Source organism: Streptomyces sp. NPDC050121 (assembly GCF_044460385.1).
GTDB lineage: Bacteria > Actinomycetota > Actinomycetes > Streptomycetales > Streptomycetaceae > Streptomyces > Streptomyces soliscabiei.
The window spans coordinates 61,415-78,869 of the sequence record NZ_JBITJV010000001.1 but is presented as its reverse complement, the minus strand read 5'-3'; the positions used below and the strand labels follow the sequence as shown (position 1 = coordinate 78,869).

The 17,455-nt window shown below is 70.0% G+C and carries 17 protein-coding genes and 1 pseudogene; 8 read left to right on the top strand and 10 right to left on the bottom strand.

The window, feature by feature from the left end:
* The first annotated feature begins 29 nt into the window (after positions 1-29).
* Positions 30-992, top strand: coding sequence for a GNAT family N-acetyltransferase (locus ACIBTS_RS00400; protein ID WP_399315661.1), 963 nt, complete (start codon positions 30-32; stop codon positions 990-992).
* Complete coding sequence (locus tag ACIBTS_RS00395; protein ID WP_319670235.1) at positions 973-1,482, top strand: DUF402 domain-containing protein; 510 nt, start codon at positions 973-975, stop codon at positions 1,480-1,482. Before ACIBTS_RS00400 ends, ACIBTS_RS00395 begins: the two co-directional genes overlap by 20 nt.
* 68 nt (positions 1,483-1,550) lie before the next feature.
* On the opposite strand, the gene ACIBTS_RS00390 is transcribed toward ACIBTS_RS00395, so the two are convergent.
* Positions 1,551-2,165 (bottom strand): class I SAM-dependent methyltransferase, encoded by a 615-nt coding sequence (locus ACIBTS_RS00390; RefSeq protein WP_399315660.1) that lies wholly within the window; start codon positions 2,163-2,165, stop codon positions 1,551-1,553.
* 138 nt (positions 2,166-2,303) lie between these two features.
* Here ACIBTS_RS00390 and ACIBTS_RS00385 point away from each other — a divergent pair, with 138 nt between their 5' ends.
* Entirely contained in the window at positions 2,304-2,438 is a 135-nt protein-coding gene (locus tag ACIBTS_RS00385) for a hypothetical protein (RefSeq protein ID WP_099937639.1), read from the top strand.
* A 19-nt stretch (positions 2,439-2,457) separates the two neighbouring features.
* Here ACIBTS_RS00385 and ACIBTS_RS00380 read toward each other — a convergent pair whose 3' ends face one another.
* The 3 genes and pseudogenes from ACIBTS_RS00380 to ACIBTS_RS00370 all read right to left on the bottom strand — a co-directional run.
* Positions 2,458-2,919 carry a GNAT family N-acetyltransferase gene (locus ACIBTS_RS00380; RefSeq protein WP_399315659.1) on the bottom strand — a complete coding sequence of 154 codons (462 nt, stop codon included), beginning with the start codon at positions 2,917-2,919 and terminating at the stop codon, positions 2,458-2,460.
* Positions 2,920-3,101: 182 nt separating this feature from the next.
* Positions 3,102-3,977 (bottom strand): esterase/lipase family protein, encoded by an 876-nt coding sequence (locus ACIBTS_RS00375; RefSeq protein WP_399315658.1) that lies wholly within the window; start codon positions 3,975-3,977, stop codon positions 3,102-3,104.
* 166 nt (positions 3,978-4,143) lie between these two features.
* Positions 4,144-4,799: pseudogene (locus ACIBTS_RS00370) on the bottom strand (DNA polymerase thumb domain-containing protein); the annotation flags it as partial.
* Positions 4,800-4,878: 79 nt separating this feature from the next.
* On the opposite strand from ACIBTS_RS00370, the gene ACIBTS_RS00365 reads away from it, so the two are divergent.
* Positions 4,879-5,103 carry a hypothetical protein gene (locus ACIBTS_RS00365; RefSeq protein WP_399315657.1) on the top strand — a complete coding sequence of 75 codons (225 nt, stop codon included), beginning with the start codon at positions 4,879-4,881 and terminating at the stop codon, positions 5,101-5,103.
* A 155-nt stretch (positions 5,104-5,258) separates the two neighbouring features.
* On the opposite strand, the gene ACIBTS_RS00360 is transcribed toward ACIBTS_RS00365, so the two are convergent.
* The 3 genes from ACIBTS_RS00360 to ACIBTS_RS00350 all read right to left on the bottom strand — a co-directional run bounded on the left by ACIBTS_RS00360 (position 5,259) and on the right by ACIBTS_RS00350 (position 10,488).
* The gene (locus ACIBTS_RS00360) at positions 5,259-6,242 is read right to left on the bottom strand and encodes a DNA polymerase thumb domain-containing protein (RefSeq protein ID WP_399315656.1); all 984 of its coding nucleotides are present in this window, start codon (positions 6,240-6,242) and stop codon (positions 5,259-5,261) included.
* The gene (locus tag ACIBTS_RS00355) at positions 6,239-9,712 is read right to left on the bottom strand and encodes a DNA polymerase III subunit alpha (protein WP_399315655.1); all 3,474 of its coding nucleotides are present in this window, start codon (positions 9,710-9,712) and stop codon (positions 6,239-6,241) included. Before ACIBTS_RS00355 ends, ACIBTS_RS00360 begins: the two co-directional genes overlap by 4 nt.
* Positions 9,713-9,954: 242 nt before the next feature.
* Complete coding sequence (locus ACIBTS_RS00350; protein ID WP_399315654.1) at positions 9,955-10,488, bottom strand: DUF3732 domain-containing protein; 534 nt, start codon at positions 10,486-10,488, stop codon at positions 9,955-9,957.
* Between ACIBTS_RS00350 and ACIBTS_RS00345 the strand changes: the two genes are divergently transcribed.
* The 4 genes from ACIBTS_RS00345 to ACIBTS_RS00330 all read left to right on the top strand — a co-directional run bounded on the left by ACIBTS_RS00345 (position 10,459) and on the right by ACIBTS_RS00330 (position 13,311).
* The gene (locus ACIBTS_RS00345; RefSeq protein WP_399315653.1) at positions 10,459-10,749 is read left to right on the top strand and encodes a class II fructose-bisphosphate aldolase; all 291 of its coding nucleotides are present in this window, start codon (positions 10,459-10,461) and stop codon (positions 10,747-10,749) included. The two genes, ACIBTS_RS00350 and ACIBTS_RS00345, sit on opposite strands and share 30 nt — an antisense overlap.
* Positions 10,750-10,858: 109 nt before the next feature.
* Complete coding sequence (locus ACIBTS_RS00340; RefSeq protein ID WP_399315652.1) at positions 10,859-11,542, top strand: aspartate/glutamate racemase family protein; 684 nt, start codon at positions 10,859-10,861, stop codon at positions 11,540-11,542.
* 209 nt (positions 11,543-11,751) lie between these two features.
* A complete protein-coding gene (otnI, locus tag ACIBTS_RS00335; protein WP_399315651.1) occupies positions 11,752-12,564 on the top strand; it encodes a 2-oxo-tetronate isomerase in 813 nt (270 codons plus the stop codon).
* Between the two features lie 393 nt (positions 12,565-12,957).
* Entirely contained in the window at positions 12,958-13,311 is a 354-nt protein-coding gene (locus tag ACIBTS_RS00330) for a cupin domain-containing protein (RefSeq protein WP_366887723.1), read from the top strand.
* Between the two features lie 174 nt (positions 13,312-13,485).
* Here ACIBTS_RS00330 and ACIBTS_RS00325 read toward each other — a convergent pair whose 3' ends face one another.
* Genes ACIBTS_RS00325 through ACIBTS_RS00315 form a run of 3 tightly spaced genes read right to left on the bottom strand, consistent with a single transcriptional unit; the run spans position 13,486 to position 17,244 of the window.
* A complete protein-coding gene (locus tag ACIBTS_RS00325) occupies positions 13,486-14,469 on the bottom strand; it encodes a D-2-hydroxyacid dehydrogenase (protein WP_399315650.1) in 984 nt (327 codons plus the stop codon).
* A gap of 1 nt (position 14,470) precedes the next feature.
* Positions 14,471-15,922 (bottom strand): NAD-dependent succinate-semialdehyde dehydrogenase, encoded by a 1,452-nt coding sequence (locus ACIBTS_RS00320; RefSeq protein WP_399315649.1) that lies wholly within the window; start codon positions 15,920-15,922, stop codon positions 14,471-14,473.
* A 41-nt stretch (positions 15,923-15,963) separates the two neighbouring features.
* The gene (locus ACIBTS_RS00315; protein ID WP_399315648.1) at positions 15,964-17,244 is read right to left on the bottom strand and encodes an NAD(P)/FAD-dependent oxidoreductase; all 1,281 of its coding nucleotides are present in this window, start codon (positions 17,242-17,244) and stop codon (positions 15,964-15,966) included.
* Between the last annotated feature and the right edge of the window lie 211 nt (positions 17,245-17,455).

Below are 17,455 nucleotides of genomic sequence, written 5' to 3'. Positions count from 1 at the left end.
GACGCCGCTCCCCCGTAGCGTCCGTTCACATGACCGTCATCGTGCGCGATCTGCGCCCCGACGCACGCGCAGACATCGAGGGCTTCATCCGGGTCCGGCATCTCGCTCTGCCCTATGTGTTCTTCAGCCCGGCCTCCGTGCTGCACGGCCTCGCCCTGTCCCATCCCGACGCCCACGCCCGCAAGCTGGTCGCGGTGCAGGACGGCCAGGTCATCGGAACGGCCCAGGTGGGGCTCGCCCATGAGAGCCCCGAACCCGGACAGGGCTCGCTCAACGTGTACGTGGACCCGGCGTGCAGCGGACGCGGCGCGGGCGCGCTGCTGGTCCGCACGGCCGAGGAGCATCTGTCGGCGCACGGGGCGACGAAGCTGTTCAGCTGGGTCCTGGACGAGCCGGGCAACCGTGCCTTCGCCGAGCGCCACGGCTACCGGGCGAGCCGCTCCTCGCACTTCCTGCGCCTGGACCTGGCCCACGCCACGCTGCCGCCGCTCCAGGAACCCCCGCCCGGCGTCGAACTGCGCACGGCCGCCGACTTCGCCGACGACCCGCGCCCGCTGTTCGCCCTGGACGCGGAAACGGCGTCGGACGAACCGAGCGACATCGCCACCGAGTTCACGGACTACGAGGCCTGGATCGAGGAGTACTGGAAGCACCCCCACCTGAACCTGGACCTGACCTCGGTCGCCGTGGCCGACGGCCGGCCGGTCGCCTTCAGCGTGGCCCACACCGAGGGCGGTCTCCCCCACTCTCGAACAGACTCGAGCGGGGGGACCCCCATCAACACGGGCATGACCGGCACCGCCCGCACCCACCGCGGCCGCGGGCTGGCCAAGCTCGTCAAGAACGACTCGCTGCACCGCGCCCGCGCCGCGGGGTGCCGGGAGGCCTACACGGGCAACGACGCGGACAACGGGCCCATGCTCGCGATCAACAAGTGGTTCGGGTACGAGATCTGCGCGACGGAGGTGCGGTATGTCCGCGAACTCGGCTGAGTCGGCCGCCCCGGCGGGTCAGGTGGACGTCGTCCTGGTCAAGGGCGGCCGGACGAAGATCCGTTACGCGGCCGAGCTGCTGTCGGACGACGGCACCAGGATCGCCGTGCGCGCCCCCTGGGCCGGTGACGGCGTACGCGACTTCGGGTTCGTACGGTTCGAGGCGGGTGACGTGTTCACCGAGTACTACTGGCGGGACCGCTGGTACGCGGTGAAGGAGGTCCGCGACCGGGCGGGCGCCCTGAAGGGCTGGTACTGCGACATCACCCGCCCGGCCACGCTCTCCGGCACCGAACTGACCGTCGAGGACCTCGACCTGGACCTGTGGCGCTCCGCCGACGGGACGGACGTCCGGCGGCTGGACGAGGACGAGTTCGAGGAGAGCGGGCTGGCGCGGACCGACCCGACGGCAGCGGCGGCCGCCGTGGCCGCTCTGAACGAGCTGGAGGCACTGGCGCACGGCGGCGACTTCGAGGCCCTGCTGAGGTGAGGTCCTGCTGACGTGAGGGCCTGCTGACGTGAGGGCCTGCGGGTTCGGCTGCGGTGCGGGCGGCCGCTTCACACCGTCGCCACCACCGCGTACCGCTCGTCGTCCACGGCCTGGCCCCACAGTCCCGCGTCCTGTGACAGCCGTTCCACGCGCGCGTGCTCGGTCAGCGGGGCCACCAGGGCGGTGAGCCGGTCCGCCGGTATGCCGACCGGGGCCACGGTCCCCCAGACACCCTCGACCAGCACGAGTCGGCCTCCCGGCCGCAGCAGGTCGCGCCAGTGCCGCAGGGCCCGTGCGGGGTCGGGCAGGGCCCACAGCACATGCCGTACGAGCACGGTGTCGAAGCGCTGCTCGCCGACCGGGGGCGCCGCCGCGTCACCGAGGAGGAACACCGCGTCACGCCCGGCGAGTTTGGCGCGGGCCAGGTCGATCATGGGCCGGGACAGGTCGACCCCCGTCACCCGGTGCCCCTGTTCGGCGGCGAGGAGCGACAGACTGCCGGTGCCGCAGCCGAGATCGAGAACGTCACCGCCGCGCTCGGGCAGCCAGGTGCGCAGCCGCCGGGCCCAGGCGGCGCGCACCTCGGGGTCGCGCAGGCCGTGGTCCGGCTCCTCGTCGAAGGCGGGCGCCGCCGCGTCCCAGTCGACGCCGACCGAAGTCGCTTCGTCACTCTTTTTCGTCATGTGCCCAAGAGTGACACCCACCACTGACAATCGAATCGTGACAGCCGCCACTGACAGATCGAGGGCGATGAGGAACTCTCCCCGAAAGGGTCTACCTCCGTGAGAACGCGGAACCCGGTGGCCCTGAAGGAGGCAGCCATGCGCCGTACCACCGTGCAGAAGCCCCTGAAGAAGACGGACTCCCGCCGGCTCCGCGACGAGGCCGAGGAACGGCCCGCCGGGCGCCCCGAGGTGCGCAAGGACATCGCACGCACCTGGTGGCCGGACGGCTGACGCCCGCCGCCGGGCGCGATCAGTCCAGCCGCTTGCGGTAGCGGAGGCGGTCGTACGGTCCGTCCATGCGACGCTCCACGAGCTGGTAGCCGTACCTCGGGTAGATCTTCTGGTTCTCCCACATCATGGCGTTCGTGTAGAGCCTGACCTCGGACAGGCCGAGCGCACGCGCGTGTGCGTCCACGAAGTGCAGCAGCCGCCGTCCGACGCCCTTGCCGTGGGCGTCGGGGTGGACGGCGATGCTGTCGAGGAACAGATGGTCCGCGAACGCCTCGACCACCACCAGACCGACCACGGCGCCGCCGACCGGATCGCCGGTGACGTACACCTTCCCCGCGGCCACGTTCGCCGCGTGGTCCGCCTCCATGGGCAGCGGCACCTGCCCGATGCGCTCGATGTAGTGCGTGTACGCGGCGTCCGTGACGGCTTTCACCGCCGGTACGTCGGCCGCCGTCGCGGGCCGGATCTCCTCGCTCGTCATACCGTGCACGCTACCTACCCGAGCTACCTACCTGAGCTGAGGCTCAGCATGTCCTTAAGGCGACCCTAAAGATCGCCGTCGACCGCCCCCGAGCAGGCGTTTTCACGGTTTCTTGGTCTTGAGGACTCCGGGGCCTGACCGGCGGCTCAGGTCGGACAGGCCCCGGCGGGACGATCCGCGGGTCAGCTCAGGGCGGACGCGCAGGTGGTGGGGGTGGCGTGGGCCGGGTCGAGCGCGTTGGCCACCTCGTGGAAGGCGATCCGGTCGAACAGCCCGATCGCCACATGCTCGGAGAGGTCCAGCGGGCACAGGTCCTGGAGCAGGACGTTGTGCACGTCGGAGCCGCTGAGGTACTGCGTGCGCCACGGCGTGACCACCTCGTCGTGCTGGGTGGCGATGACCGTGTAGTGGACGCCGGCGACGGTGTCGCCGCCCGCGTTGAGCCTGGTGAGGAAGTCCGACCCGACGATCTGGTCGGCGAGGCCGGGGGTGGCGGCCGAGAGCAGGTCCTCGGCGCCCGGGAAGTAGGGCAGCAGGTTGGTGAGTCCGCTGAGGGTGGTGCCGTGGTTGCTGGGGGCGAGGCCGACGAGCGCGTTCACCTTGGCGGCTCCGCCGAGGAACTTCAGGTAGTGACGGGGCATCATGCCGCCCTGCGAGTGGCCGACGAGGTCGGCCTTGGCGGCGCCGGTCGCGGTGAGCACCTTGCCGACGAAGACGGAGAGCTCGCCGGCCGAGGTGTCGATGGGGCCGAGTCCGTCGAAGAGCGGGACACCCGGGAGCCGGCCGTAGTCCATGGAGAAGACGCAGTATCCGCGGACCGTCAGGTAGGGGGCGAGGGCCAGCCAGTTGTCGACGGAGTTCCCGAAGGTGCCGGGCACGAGGACGACGGGGCGGGGGTGGGCGGCGGAGGGCTTGCAGCGGTAGTCGTTCCAGCCGCTCGACGGGGCGGTCGCGGCGGAGTCGGCGTAGGCGGCGGTCGCGGTGGCGGGGACGGTGGCGGCCGCGGCGGCCAGCAGCAGTGCGGCAAGCGGTCTGAGCACGCGCTTCCAGGGCAGCATCGGGTGATCTCCTTGCGGCTCAAGGGAGGTGCGATGGCCTTACCCTGTGATCCGGATCACGAGGATGCTGTTCATTCGTCAAGTTACGGTCGAGTAGCAGAAGTGTGAAGTTACGCGTCAGTAAAAACTTCCAGTGGTAGTAAGCGGCGTTCGGGGTGACCGATCGTCACGCCGCCAGCGTTCCCGGCTTCACCGCGTCCGGGCCGAACTTCGCCCGCACCTGGTCGGCCACCTCCTCGACCCGGCGGACCTTCTCGTCGACAGGGTCGAAGGTGAGCTGGTAGGAGGCCTGTTCGGCGGGCCCGAGGGCCTCCGCGCGCAGGGCGATCGCACGGACCCGCGCGCGCTGCAGACCGAGCGCCTCGTACAGTCCGTACGCCGTCCTCGTCAGGGCCGCGGAGTGCGCGGTCGGCTCCTTGAGGGTGTGGCTGCGGGTCGTGGAGGAGCAGGAGGTCGGCGTAGCGCACGGTGAGGGGTCAGAGTGCGGCAGACCTTCTCCAGGGCGCGCAGCCGGGCGCCGAGTTCCTCGGCGGCCGAGAGGAGGGCGCGGCGGTGCCGGTCGGGGTCCAACTCGTCCAGGAGGAAGGGGCGTTCGGTGGCAAGGGACTGGGAGACGGCGTTCGGGACGACCCGGTCGCGGTCGATGCCGTTCGCCTTCTCGTACAGGTCCCGGCCCGTCTTCGCGCCGACCAGGCGCTGAAGCGTGGACAGGGGTGCGGCGGCGACCCGGCCGAGGGTGTCGAGGCCGTACTCGCACAGGGTGCGGGCGGTCGCCGTACCGACGCCGGGCAGCGCGGTGACGGGCTTCTCGGCGAGGAACTCCCCCGGGGTCTCGCCGAACGTGAAGCTGCTGGTGGGCCGCGACGTCGCGGCCCGGCGTCTGCGTACCGCGGCGGACGGCGTGGCCGAGGCGCTGGCGAACGACAACAACCGCGAGGCGGTGCTGTCGGCCCTGTCGCGGGTCTTCTACCGGTACGTCGACGCCCCGGCGTCCGACAGTCTGGCGGGCAAGATCTCCGCGCTGCGTCGGCCTTCCCCTGTCACGACGGTGGCCCTCGGGCTTGGCGGTGCGGCGGCCGCCGTGCGGCCCACTCGTGCCTACGGCGAAACCGGACATCACGCGTGACACGCCGCCCCGCGTGGCGCAGGCCGGCCTGGTTCGCCAGGCCGGCGGCCCGTATCGCCTTCCAACACCGGCTCGCCGGCTGTGGCCAGCAGGTCCGCGCAGGCCCGATCAGACCGACCGCCTTGAGGGTGCTACCGCTCTCGGGAAGCGTCTGATCATGCGACATGGATCGCCGCCGCTCCTGCCGGTTGCACCGCCTCCGTACCGAACCGCTCTCGGGCGCGATCGGCGGCGGCCTCGATACGGCGGGCCTTCTCGTCGGTCGGCTCGAAGAGCAGTTGGCGGGAGGCCCGTTCGGCGGCGATCAGGTTCTCCGCCCGCAGAGAGATGGTGCGGACGCGGGCGCGTTGAAGAGCGAGCCGGTCGTGGAGGTCGTAGGCGAGTGCCGTCAGAGAGCGCGTGTGGGCGGTGGGTTCGGGCAGCTTGCGGGTGCGCGTCGTCGTCGAGCGGTCCGCGTAGCGGACGGTGAGGGTGAGGGCGCAGGCCGCCTGGGACTCGCCGCGCAGTTGCAGGCCGAGACGGTCGGTGAGTGCCAGCAGGGCAGCACGCTGCCGGCCCCGGTCCAACTCGTCCTGAGCGAAGCGGTGTTCGACGCTCAGCGAGCGGGGCGGGGCCGAGGGGATCACTGGCGTCGGGTCGAGACCGCGGGCCGCGTCGTGGAGGTTGCGGCCGGCGGTGACGCCCAGGATGCGTTGCAGTGTGCCGAGTGGTGCGGCGGCGATCCTGCCGACGCTGTCCAGGCCGTACGAGGACAGAGTGCGGGCGGTCGCCGGTCCCACGCCCTGCAGGGCCGCGGTGGGTTTCTCCGTGAGGAAGTCGGCGACCGTGTCGATGTCGTCGGGCAGGGTGCGGACCGCCGAGGGCGGGCCGTCGGCCGCGACCATGCGGGCAAGGAGCGGGTTCGAGGCGACACCGACCGTCGAACGGAGTCCGTACAGCCCGCCCGTGCGCGCTCGGATGCGCTCGGCCAGTGCCGTGGCGTCCGTGCCGAAGTAGCGCAGGCTGCCGGATACGTCGGCCAGTGCGGCATCCGGTGGCAGCGCCTGCACCAGGGGGGTGTACTCGGCCAGCAGGGCGAGCAGACGGCTGTAGAGCTGCTCGTCCCGCAGGTCGTGGAAGTGGATGTAGAGGATGCTCATCCTGCGCTCCCGGGGCTCTGGTGCCATAGCTTGCGGCTCTGTTTGACGGACTCGCCGGGCGGCTGCAGATCCGCCCAGGGGTGCAGTGCGTAACCGGTTTCCAGTCGGAGGCTGCGGCTGTCCGCAGCTCTGCCCGGTGGCGAATCAGCCCGATCGGCCTGGGTGAGCCGTTCCGTCACCGCTGACAGGCCGCCTTCGCGGCGCAGCTCGGCCAGTTCGGTGAGGTCCCAGGCGGCTGCGCCGGTCACCGACAGCGCCTTTCCGCTGCCTCCGCCACGGCGCTGCACCACTCCGCGCACGAGCAGCAGCCAGGAATGGAAGACGGTGTGGGCGCAGGCCTCGTGGCTGTCCTCGAAGAACGCGCAGTCCACCAGGCCTGTCGTGTCGTCGAGCGTGGTGAAGATGACGCGTTTGCCGGAGCGGACCGGCGGGGTCTGAACGGCTCCTTTCGCCCCGGCGACCAGCACGACTTGGCCGTGCGGCAGGTCTTTGAGCCGCTTCGCGGGGATGACGCCGAGTTCTTCCAGCAACTCCCGGTGATCACCCATGAGATGGCGGGAGGTATCCATGCCGAGCACTCCGAGCTCGGCTCCGAGCCGTTCGGCGTCGTCCAGGTCGGGCAGGCCGGCGGGGGCGACCGTACGGTGGCCGCCGTCGGCCTCCCCCAGCGTCAACTGGCCCTGCGCGGAGCCCCGTCGGCCGTGATGTAGCTCGGCGAGGTGCAGCAGCAGGTCGCGGCGGTTGCGGCCAAAGATGTCCAACGCGCCGACCTGGGCGAGACGTTCGGCGACAGGCCGGGACGGCCGGGCCCGGGAAGCGAAGTCCTGGAGCGAGCTGTAGGGGCGCCCTGCGACGATCCGCGCCGCCTCGCTCTCACTCATCCCCCGCACGTCACAAAGGGCGAGCCGGATCCCATGAACGGGCCGACCACCCTCCACATCGGACACCAGTTCGATTCGATAGGCGGCATCCGACGCGTTCACATCGAGCGGCAGGATCGGCACGCCGCGCCGTCGGGCATCCGCGAGCAGCAGCCGCTTCGGATACATCCCCGGGTCATGGGTAAGAAGCCCCGCATAGAAGGCGGCGGGATGATGAGCCTTCAGCCACGCGGACTGATACGAGGGCACCGCGAATGCCACCGCGTGCGCCTTGCAGAAGCCGTACGCCCCGAACGCCTCGACGATCTCCCAGGTCCGCTCCACGACCTCCTCCTCGTATCCCCGCCTGCGAGCCTCCTGCGCGAACCACGCCCGTACTCGTCCGACCTGGTCCGCGTCGGACAGCGCCCGCCGCGTGTAGTCGCCGAAGGCCAGGGTGCAGCCGGTCATGACCGACAGGATCCGGATGATCTGTTCATGGAAGACCACCACGCCGTACGTCTCCCGCAGCGCGGGCTCCAGGTCGGGGTGCGGACAGCGGGGTGCCTGGCGCCCGTGTCTGGCCTTGATGAACGGATCGACCATGTTGGCCGCGACAGGTCCTGGCCTGAAAAGCGAGATGTCGACCACGAGATCGTGGAAGGTCTCGGGCTGCAACCGGGCGATGAGGTCACGCTGACCAGGCGATTCGGTCTGAAAGCAACCCAGCGTCTGCGAGGACTTGATCAGCCGGAACGTCTTCGGGTCCTCCGGTGGCACCTGGGCGGTGTCGTCCAAGTCGACACGGTGCCCGGTGGTCCGCTCGATCTCGGCGACGGCGTGCGCCATGGCGGACTGCATCCGCACGCCCAGCACATCCAGCTTGAGCAGCCCGAGGTCCTCCACGTCCTCCTTGTCGAACTGCGACATGGGGAGGCCCTCACCGCTGGTCGGCATCACCGGGGTGCGGTGCAGCAGCGTCGCGTCGGAGAGCAGGACACCGCACGGGTGCATGGCGATGCCGCGCGGCAGCGCGTCCAGAGCCTCGACCAGGTCCCACATGTGCGGGCCGTACGCCTCCGGGTCGATGCCACGCAATTCCGGCAACTCCTGCAGAGCGGCACGGGCATCCCGGGCCCGGATATGAGGAAACGATTTTGCAAGACTGTCCACCTCGGCCGGCTCCAGACCGAGGGCAAGACCGACATCGCGTACGGCGTGCCGCACCCGGTAGGTCTCCGGCATGGACACGGTGGCCACCCGTTCCGGGCCGAAGCGGTCGATGATCGCCCGGTAGACCTCCAGCCGGCGGGCGGACTCCACATCGATGTCGATGTCGGGCAGCTCCGCGCGTCGGTCGGACAAGAAGCGCTCCATGAGCAGACCGTGCTCGACGGGATCGGCGGCGGCGATCCCGAGGAGATGGTTGACCAGGGAACCCGCGCCGGAGCCGCGGGCGGCGACCCGGATGCCGAGTCCACGGGTGTCGGCGACGACCTGGGCGACGGTCAGGAAGTACGAGGCGTATCCCAGTCTCTCGATCAGGCGCAGTTCGTCCTCAAGGCGCTCCCAGCGGCGGCGGTCGCGGTCGTAACGGTGCAGCAGCATTGCGGCGGCGCACTTCGAACGCAGCACCCGCTCGGGCGTGCGCCGGTGACCGCCGACGAGTTCCGGCTCGGGGAAGTGCACGCGGCCCAGTCCCAGGTCGTCCTCAGGGTCGACACGGCATGCGGCGGCGGTCTCCTCGGTGACCTCAAGCAGCCGACGGGCCGTGTTCGCGCGATATCCGGCGGCTTCAGCGACCTGCTCGGCGATACGCGCCATGTCTGTTGCCGGCTTCAGCCACCGCTCGCCACCGTCACGCTCGCCGCGTGGGTCGATCGGCACCATGCGGCGGGCGGAGTCCAGGACGTCCGCGACCAGGCCCTGGCCGGGGTCGGCATAGCGTACGGCGTTACTCAGGACGGGTGTGATCCGCTGGTCGGCGGCAAAGCCGAGGGCTCGGGCCGCGAGCCGCAGCGAACCGGAGCCGGTACCGCTGCGGCCATGGCGGACGACCTCGATGCGCAGCGCCGCGTCCCCGTACCGCTCCCGCCAGGGCGCGAGCATCTGGGCGGCGCGGTCCGGCCGCCCAGCGGCCAGGGCACGGCCGACGTCCGAGGTGGGGCCGAGCAGCACGGTGAGGTGTTCCCCGCCGAGGGTGTCCCAGGGCAGCACAGGGCGCCGGTCTCCCGCGGTGTCCGCGTGCGCGGCACTCACCAGCCGGCACAGCTCGGCCCAGCCGCGGGCCCCGTCCCGGGCAAGGAAAACCACACGCTGGGCCGACTCGTCGACGAACGCGCCGCCGCGAGCCGGTGCGCGTCGCCGCTCTGTGCGTCCAGCCTTTTCGGGAGGCGCCTCCACCGCGAGATCCACTCCGAACAGGGGGCGGACGCCGGCCCGGCCTGCGGCCTTGGCGAAACGGACGGCCCCGCTGAGGGTGTCTCGGTCTGTCAGAGCGACCGCGTCCATTCCCCGCTCGGCGGTCCGCTCCGCAAGCTGCTCAGGGTGCGAGGCGCCGTATCGCAGGGAGAACCCGGAGACGGCGTGCAGATGCGTAAATCCGCGCACCTGGACCACCTCGCCACTGACTGCCCCCTATCTCCGTTGCCACTCCGGCCCCTCCGGGGTGATGACACCACCCTAGACCAGCATCGAACGTTTATGCGATTCGAAGAGTGTGCTGCTGCACTCGTGCACCTGGGAGACCTAAGCACTCACCCGGAGCCAGGCCGGCGAGTACCAGACGTCTCTCCACCTGCCGAGAACAGGGATGCGTGATGACGTTCTCGGGCGGCCGCATGTCCGTGCCGTCACTCGTCGGCGTCGTAGGTGATCCAGTGCTCAGGAACGAGAGCTTCGCCGTTGCTGCGCCGCCGGCGCGCCCGGACGGCACTGCGAAAGGGCTCGTCGTCGAGATCGGCGTGTTCGACGACTATGACCTGAAAGCCGCCTCGGAGTGCCTCGACGCTTGCCTGGATCGTCTTGTAGAGATTGAGGAGAGTGGCGCGGGCGGTTCCGAACCCGCCGTCGCGTGTCTCATCGGGAAATCCGGCTTGCGAGGGCTGGTCGAGGATGAGGAAGCGTGGGACGGGGGGGCTGCCAATCTCGGCGAACCACTCGTGCAGGCTCAACATGGTCGCGATGTGGTAGCCCAGGTAGTTCTGCCCGCTTCCCATCTCGGACATCTTGGTGGGCCGCGGGCGAGTGTCGGCGATGAGCGTCAATGCCTGAGGATCGAGCCGAATGGGCTCGTCGTGGTGCTCCAGCTCCAGGGCGGTCGCTTTGGCCTGGATCTTCTGGTTGACCAGGGACAGATGACTGCTGAGCAGGTCCTCGTCCTGCACGGCGCCAGCGGTCTGCCCGTCGAGGAAGTGCACGGCGCCCTCGCCCGAGGCGTCGCCAAGGTCAACGTCAACGCCGAACTGCGCCGCGCCTACCTGGAGGCCACCCGCGTGACCCTCCCGTCCGCGTTGCCCGGCGCCGACGTCGTCTCCCTGTGGGCGGCGGGCCGCGACGCGGTCCGGGACGCCGCCCTGGATGTCATCAGCCGCCTGAGCCCCCACGCCGAAGGGGGAAACCCGCGGGCTCGACCCTTTCTCACGTGAACGCATGACCTGAACTCAGCCCCGCTGACCTGGACCGCACCGCTTCGCCTCGTGCTCTCGTGCCCTCACCGGCACGCGGCCCGATACCTCACCCTGTTTTGGAGACAACATGTCCACCACGCCCTCGATCGCCGTGCTGCACACCAGCCTGCTGTTCATCAACCCCGATTCGGTCATCAACGAACACCTCGCGGAACTCGCGCCGGACGCCCACGTCCTGCACTTCGTCGACAGCGACGTGCTGGCTGCCGTGGTGCGCGACGGTGAGGTCTCACCTGCCAGCACGCAGCGCATGGTGCACCTGGCCCAGGCCGCGGAGGCCGCCGGGGCCGATGTCATCTTCTCCGCCTGCTCCTCGGTCGGTCCGGCCATCGAGGTGGCCCGACGCCTGGTCTCCGTCCCGATCGTCAAGATCGACGACACGATGACCGCGTCAGCGGTCGAGACCGCCGACGCCATCGGTGTCCTTGCCACGGTCCCCACGACGCTGCCGCCGACCCGTGCCCTCGTCGAGGAGAAGGCCCGGGCGGCCGGTCGCGACATCACCGTCCGAGAACAGCTCTGCGAGGGCGCCTTCTCGGTGCTGACGTCCGGTGACCGCGACCGCCACGACGCGATGGTGCTGGACGGGGCACGGGCGCTGGCCACCGAGGTCGACGTGATCGTGCTGGCCCAGGCGTCCATGGCACGGCTGGCTCCCGCGATCGCCGAAGCCGTCGGCAAGCCTGTGCTCTCCAGCCCACGAAGCGGAGCGGTGGACGCGGTGCGTGTGCTGAACGAGCAGGCGGGCTGAACCCGTCCGTGCCACAGCCAGGGCCTTCGAGACCATGGAATGGCAGGGAGGCTGCGGAGCCCGATAATCGCGCCGCATCACTGCGGTCCAGCTTTGATGAAGCGCGGATGGCCGCCTGGTCGGCCTGCTCCGAGATCACCGCCCAGATCTTCCGTCTACGCCGTCAACCACTGCCCTTGGCCGTCCCCGGCCGGAACACAGGAGCCAGCTTGCCGAGGTTCGCAGCGAACCTGTCCATGATGTACACCGAGCACGATTTCCTCGACCGCTTCGCCGCGGCCTCGGCTGATGGCTTCCAGGGGGTCGAGTACCTCTTCCCCTATGCATACGACGCCGCCGAGCTGCGCCGCCGGCTCGACGACCACGGCCTGGTGCAGGTGCTCTTCAACGCACCTGCAGGAGCGTGGGAGTCCGGAGAGCGCGGGATGGCGGCACTGCCCGGACGTGAGGCGGAGGTGCGTTGCGGGGTGGACCGGGCGCTGGAGTACGCGGGGGTGCTGGGCTGCCCTCGGGTGCACCTGATGGCTGGGCTGGTCCGACTGGACGCGACACCGGTCGAACGGGCCAAGCACCGCGACACCTACCTGACCAACCTGGCCTGGGCCGCGGAACGGGCCAATGCGGCGGGTGTCGACATCCTGATCGAGCCGATCAACGGCCGCGACATGCCGGGGTATTTCCTGAGCACCCAGGCCGAGGCCCACGCCGTGGTGCAGGAGGTGGGAGCCTCCCGTCTCAAGGCGCAGCTCGACCTCTACCACTGCCAGATCGTCGAGGGCGACCTCACCACGACACTGCGCCGCGACCTGCCGACCGGCCGGGTCGGTCATCTGCAGATCGCGGGCGTGCCCGACCGGGGTGAGCCCGACCAGGGTGAGTTCAACGTCCGCCACCTGTTCGACGTGGTCGACGAGCTGGGTTTCGACGGGTGGACCGGCTGCGAGTACCGCCCCCGCGCCGGCACGAGCGAAGGTCTTGGCTGGCTCCACGACTACCGGAGCCGACGAGGGAAAAACACATGAGCACCTTATGCTCGCAGACCCGTCCATGCCGCTGGATGCGCCCGCGGCGCCCGATCCGCTCCTGGCCATGAATGCCCCTCTGGCCTCCCGCCCGACACAACGTCCGAACATCGTGCCCACAGCGGACAGATCACATGTGGGCTCCGTGCGGGGCGTCAGAAACACTCGATGGGCCGGGGCAGTCGCACGCTCCGCACCGCTGGTGCGGGCCGCCGCCCATCAGGTCGCCTTCGATGCCGATCGTCCGGCACTTAATGTCGGAGTCAACACCCGTGGCGGCAGCCGTCAGTCCCTGCTCCGAGACGTGCGATGAGTCTGGTCGAACTCGACCCGGTGACGCCTGGTACGTCCGCTCCCGATTTTCGTCGTTGTCACATCCAGTAGAGGAAAGAAATGTCGCTCCTGAAGACCATCGATCCCAACCCCTCCTTCGCGCCCCAGGAGTCGGGCCCGCTGCCGGAACGCCTGATTTCCGGTAACCCGACTTACAAGACCTGGGCCCAGGACGCCGCCCGCGGGGAAACGATCAAAACGGGCGTCTGGGAAGCCACGCCCGGCGAGACGCACTCGATCAAGGGCGAGCTCTTCGAGTTCTGCCACATCCTTTCCGGCGTCATCGAACTCACACCGGAAGGCGGCGAGCCGGTGATCTACAAGGCAGGCGACAGCTTTGTCATGAAGCCGGGCTACGTAGGTGTCTGGAAGACCATCGAAACCGTGCGCAAGATCTACCTGACCGTTTCATAAGGCCCGGCTCAGCGAAGCGGTACGGGGCAATGGGACCGGGCGGCTACCGCCCGGTCCCATCCATGCTGCTCGGCGTCCGGGCCCAGCCGGGTGCCGCAAGTCGGAGAGAGAAAAGGCGGGTAGCACGCGCCCCGACCGGTAGGAGTCACCGGTCGGGGCGCGTGCTACCCGCCTTCAGCCTGGGGGCGTGTCGTCGACCACGTATCCGCGCTGCTTGTCCACCACGTTGCGCAGCGGCCGGCCCTCGAGGTGCCGGGCGAAGTTGTCGAGGAACACCTCGATGAGAGCCTCCCGCTCGCTGGTGGTCTCCCCCGCCGTGTGCGGGGAGATCATCACTCCGGGCATGTTCCACAGAGGTGATTCGGTCGGCAGCGGCTCCCGGGCGAACACGTCCAGGGCCGCGCCGGCGAGCCGTCCGGAGGCAAGGTGGTCGACCAGCGCCTCCTCGTCGACGAGTCCGCCCCGGCCTACGTTGATCAGCCGGGCCCCCGGCTTCATGGCCGCCAGCACGGGGGCGTCGACCATTCCCCGGGTGCCCTGCGTGAGGGGAGCGGCCAGGACGACGTAGTCCGCTTCTGCCAGGGCGGAGCGCAGGGTTGCCGCACCGTGGACCGTGCCGAAGTCGGGGTCGTCCGCGCGGGACGCGCGGCCGGCGCCGCTCACCCGCATCCCGACGGCGCGCAGCAGCCGGGCGATGGCCCGGCCGATGGGCCCCGTCCCCCAGACCAGCACAGTGCGTCCGGTGATGCCGTCGCTGGGGCGCGGACGCCACTCGCGGCGCCGCTGGTGCTCCCACGTGCCGGGGAAGTCCTTGGCGAGGGCGAGGATCAGGCCCAGGACGTACTCGGCGGTCGGCTGCTCGTAGACCCCGCGGGCGTTGGTCAGGACAATCTGCGGATCGTCCACCAGGGCGGGGAACAGCAAGGAGTCCACTCCTGCGGAGGACGCGTGGACCCAGCGGGGCGCCTTCTGCGGATCGTCGGGCCACGCCTCCCGGATGGCCGGGGTGATGGTCACCCAGGCCAGGAGGACGTCGGCGCCGGGGAGGAGGTAGGGCAGTTCCTCCTCGGTCGCGTAGACGGTGTCGGCGAGGCTTTCGATGCGTACTGTGGCGGGGGGCCGGTTGCCGCGGTAGAGGACGACGAGTCGCTCGCGCATGTCAGGCTCCGACGGGGACGGCCATGTACTTGTACTCCAGGAACTCGTCGATGCCGACGAGTCCGCCTTCGCGACCCAGGCCGGACTGCTTGACGCCGCCGAAGGGCGCGGCGGGGTTGGAGACCAGTCCGGTGTTGATACCGATCATGCCGCTTTCGAGGCGTTCCGCGACACGCAGGGCACGGTCGAGGTTCTGGGTGAACAGGTAGGCGGCCAGGCCGAATTCGGTGTCGTTGGCCGCGGCGACGACCTCGTCCTCGGTCTCGAAGGCGCGGATCGCGGCGACGGGGCCGAAAATCTCATTGTCGATGATCGCGGAGTCGGGGGCGATGCCGGTGAGGACGGTGGGCGGGTAGAAGCAGCCCGGTCCCTCGGGGAGTTCACCGCCGGTCAGGGCGGTGGCACCGCGCTTGACGGCGTCCCGCACCAAGTCGTGCGCCTTGCTGCGGCCGGCGAGGTCGATGAGGGGGCCGACGTCGGTTCCGGGTTCGGTGCCGGGCCCGACGGTGAGGGCGGCCATGCGGGCGGTGAGGCGCTGGGCGAACTCGTCGGCGACGGAAGTCTGGACGAAAAGGCGGTTGGCCGCGCAGCAGGACTCTCCCATGTTGCGCATCTTGGCGACCATGGTGCCCTCGACGGCCACGTCGAGGTCGGCGTCGTCGAAGACGATGAGGGGAGCGTTGCCGCCCAGTTCCATGGAGGTGCGGATGACAGTGTCGGCGCACTGGGCCAGCAGGATCCGCCCGACCTGGGTGGAGCCGGTGAAGGAGAGCTTGCGGATCTTCCCGCCGCGAAGGAGGGGTTCGACGACGCCGGCGGCGTCGGAGGTGGTGACGATGTTCAGCACCCCGGCCGGCAGGCCCGCTTCGGTGAGGATCTGAGCCAGGGCGAGGCTGGTCAGGGGGGTCTGGGGGGCGGGTTTGAGGACGATGGTGCAGCCGGCGGCGACGGCGGGGCCGATCTTGCGGGTGCCCATCGCCAGGGGGAAGTTCCAGGGGGTGATGAGCAGACAGGGGCCGACGGGCTGACGGGCGACCAGCAGACGGTTCCTGCCGTCGGGGGCGGTCATCATGCCGCCGTCGATACGCACGGCTTCCTCGGAGAACCAGCGGAAGAACTCCGCGCCATAGGCGACCTCGGCACGCGCCTCGGCCAGGGGCTTGCCCATCTCCAGGGTCATCAGCAGCGCGAGGTCCTCGGTGCGCGCGATGATGATGTCGTAGGCGCGGCGCAGGATCTCGCTGCGCACGCGCGGCGGGGTGGCGGCCCAGGCGGCCTGCGCGGCGACCGCCGCCTCGACCGCACGCCGACCGTCGGCGGGTGAGGCGTCGGCGACCTGGCACAGTTCCTCGCCGGTGGCCGGGTTATCGACGGACAGGGTCCGGCCGGACTCCGCGTCCTGCCAATCGCCGCCGATGAACAGCTGCTTGGGAACATCACGGACGACAGTCATCGTGGGTATCTCCTTGGAGGTGTAGAGAGGCTGCCGACCGGTCAGCGGATGCGGTCGAGCGTCTTGTAGTAGGCGCCCGCGAAGGGCAGGAACCAGGCAGTGCCGTTGTAGAGGGGTATGCGGGGCGGGGCGATGTCGCGGACGGGATTGACCTCGGGGTGGCCGTCCATCACCTCGGCCATGACGTGCCCCATGTGGGTGGCCATCTGCACGCCGTGGCCCGCGTATCCCATGGAGTAGTAGACGCCGTCCTCGGTTTGTCCGGCGTGCACGATGCGGTCCATGGCGAAGCCGACGGAGCCGCCCCACACGTATTCGATCTTCGTGCGGGAGAGTTGGGGGAAGATCTCGCACATCTCGCGGAACAGGACGGCCCCGCTCTTCTTGTCCGAGGTGGGGTCGGAGGGTGCGAAGCGGGCGCGGCCGCCGAACAGCAGCCGGTTGTCCGGGGTGAGCCGGAAGTAGTGGCAGACCTTGTTGGAGTCGACGATGAGGCGGGCCTTGGGGATGATGTCCCGGGCGAGTTCCTCGCCGAGCGGCTCGGTGACGATGATGAAGCTGCCCACGCAGACCTGCTGGCGGCGCAGCCACGGGAAGTTCTTGTCGGTGTAGGCGTCGGTGGCCATCATGACCTGCCCGGCACGGATGACACCGCGCTCGGTGCTGACCTCGAACCGGCCGGCGGCGGTGCGCCGTACGCCGATGGCAGCGTTGCGCTCGTGGATCTCGACACCGGTGCGCTCGCACGCCTCGGCCATGCCGCGCACGAAGCGGCCGACGTGCAGGGCCGCGCTGAACGGGTCGAGCAGGCCGCCGTGGTAGGCGTCGGATCCGATCTCGGAACGCAGCTCGGCCTTGCCGATCAGAGTGGTCTCGTGTCCGAAGTGCTTGGCCAGGAGGCGCTGTTGTGCCTTCTTGCTCTCGAAGTGGGCGGGGCGGGACGCGACACCCAGGCGTCCGACGCGGCGGAACTGGCAGTCGATGGACTCCTCGTTCACCAGCCGCTCGACGGTGTCCACGGCCTCGCCGTAGGAGTTGTAGATCTCGCGGGCCCGCTCCAGTCCGTACCGGCGGATGGCCTGGCCCACGCCGATGGTGAAGCCCAGGTTGGCCATACCGCCGTTGCGGGCGGAGGCACCGGAGCCGATCTGGCCCTTCTCGACGAGGGTGACGCGGGCGCCCTTGCGGGCGGAGTGCAGGGCGGTGGACAGACCCGTCAGGCCGGCGCCGATGACCACCAGGTCGGTGTCCTCGGTCAGCGGCTTGCCGGATCGGTCGGGAAACGCCCCGGCGGTTTCTATCCAGTAGGGAATCGTCTTCATGTCGGTCCTTAGCGGGGAGTTTCGAAGGAGGCGCGGCCGGGCAGCACCAGGGGCCCGGCCGACGGCGATGTCAGTTGCGAGGGTGAGGACGCCAGGGCGATGAGGACCGCGCTGACGGCTGTGACGGTCGGGGCGACGTCGAAACAGCGTGGGGTTGGAGACCAGGACCGGCAGGGGCGCGGGAGTCACGTTCACCGCAGTCGGTCAGCGT